This window comes from Hyphomonas sp. (assembly GCF_040882205.1).
Lineage (GTDB): Bacteria > Pseudomonadota > Alphaproteobacteria > Caulobacterales > Hyphomonadaceae > Hyphomonas.
On record NZ_JBBEBT010000343.1, the window covers coordinates 1 to 1,786 of the forward strand.

Genomic DNA, 1,786 nt, shown 5'->3' on the forward strand with positions numbered 1-1,786 from the left:
CTCATGCTCGGCAAGGGCAGCGATCAGGCGAGCACCGGGCCAGCCTTCCTTGTCGGCGCGCGCGGTAAAGTCAGTCCAGATCAACTTGATCGCAGGCAGCCGCAGGTCACCCAGGATGAGGCTCACGCGCTGGGCGTCGATCGCGGGTTCGTTCCGGCTCATGCTGCTTCTCCCACCAGCAGCGCATCGTAATCGGTGAGTGGCGTTAGTTTGACAACCACCTCGGGAAGCGCGCCCGGATCTGGCGCAAAGCGTAATCGCAATGCCGCCATGTCGGGTAGGCGCCCGCCCGCCAGACCATCTTTGAGGAGATCGGCAAGTTCAGCCTCGCAGGCACGCTCATGCGCTAGGCTGAGCAGCTCGACCATCTGTTTGCATGCGGTGCGCTCGGGCAACGCCTCGATCAGACGGTCAAAGGTGAGCCTATAGGATTCGCGCGGGAACAGTTGGTCGCGGTAAACCAGCTTGAGCAAAGCCATGGGCTTGCGCCTCAGGCTGTGGATCACATGCCGGTAATCGACCACATGAGCATGCGTGGCATGGTTGACCGACCGGCCGCGCGACAGAGTCATCAGCCTGGTGCCGCCAACGAACAAGTCGAGCCGGTCGTCATAAAGCCTGACCCGCAGCCGGTGCCCGATCAACCGAGACGGCACGGTGTAGAACACCTTCCTGAGCGTGAAGCTGCTGGTCGAAGTGACCGTGACAATCACTTCCTCATAATCGCTGGTGCGCGCCGCCGGCAGTGCCAGCAGCACGGCACGCTCGGTATCGATGCGCGCGCCATTGCGGCGGTTTTTACGGCTGACGATCTCGTCGATGAAGTGACGATAGGAGGCCAGATCGTCGAAGTCGCGCGACCCGCGCAGCAGCAGTGCATCGAGCACAGCAGCCTTGAGATGGCCGTGCGAGCTCTCGATTGAGCCATTCTCATGCGCGACACCGCGGTTGTTGCGCGTCGGCGCCATGCCGTAATGTTTGCACAATGCGTCGTAGCGCAGCGTCAGATCCGTTCGCGCATCGGCATCAAAATTATGGAACGCTGCCGACAGACTGTCGCTTCGATGCTCCACAGGTGCGCCGCCGACCGCCCATAGGGCGTTTTGCAGCCCTTCGGCCAGCGCGACATAGCTCTCGCCTCCCAAGATGACATGGGCGTGTTCGAACCCCGACCAGACCAACCGGAAGTGATAGAGCCGGTGATCGAGGAGTGCCCTTGCCACGGTAACGGCGAGATCGCCCATGTCGGTGAAGTCCGACAGGCCCATCCGGCCCGGTTCATGCAACTGCCGGAAGATTACCTCCTGATCGGGCCCATGGATCGCCCGCCATGAGCGGATCCGGCGCTCCAGCGTCCGCCGGATTCCCGGATCGAGGTCGGGATGGCGCCGGCGTATCTCCTCGAAGAGCGCCACCGCCCGCAGGCCCGGCGCCGCTTTGAGAAGCGGGACAATCTCGCTCTCAAAAATATCCACAAGTGGGTCGGGGCGGCGTCGTTCGCGGGGCTTTTTGCGCCCTGAGGGCAGGCTTGGGTCCGCGTTGATCCGGTACGCGCTCGCCGTGCTAAACCCGGCCCTGGCGGCCGCAACCGGCACTGTGTTGGTCTGCTTGAGCTTCATATAGAGCCTCATCTGATGATCGTTGATATGGAAGCCCGACACCCGCATTCCTTCCAAATGAAGTCATGCGGGTTCTACCGAGCCGGCGACGACCCTCAGAACCCCATTATGAAAGGGGCATCGGCATTTGCTGAGACGGCTCCGGGCTACGCCCTACACCGTCTCAG

The 1,786-nt window shown here is 62.4% G+C and carries 1 protein-coding gene; it reads right to left on the minus strand.

Features of this window, described 5'->3' with window-relative positions; translation table 11 throughout:
- Window positions 1-158: 158 nt before the first annotated feature.
- On the minus strand, window positions 159-1,631 hold the full coding sequence (gene istA / locus WEA77_RS14935) for an IS21 family transposase (RefSeq protein ID WP_368068663.1): 1,473 nt from the start codon (window positions 1,629-1,631) through the stop codon (window positions 159-161).
- Window positions 1,632-1,786: the final 155 nt, after the last annotated feature.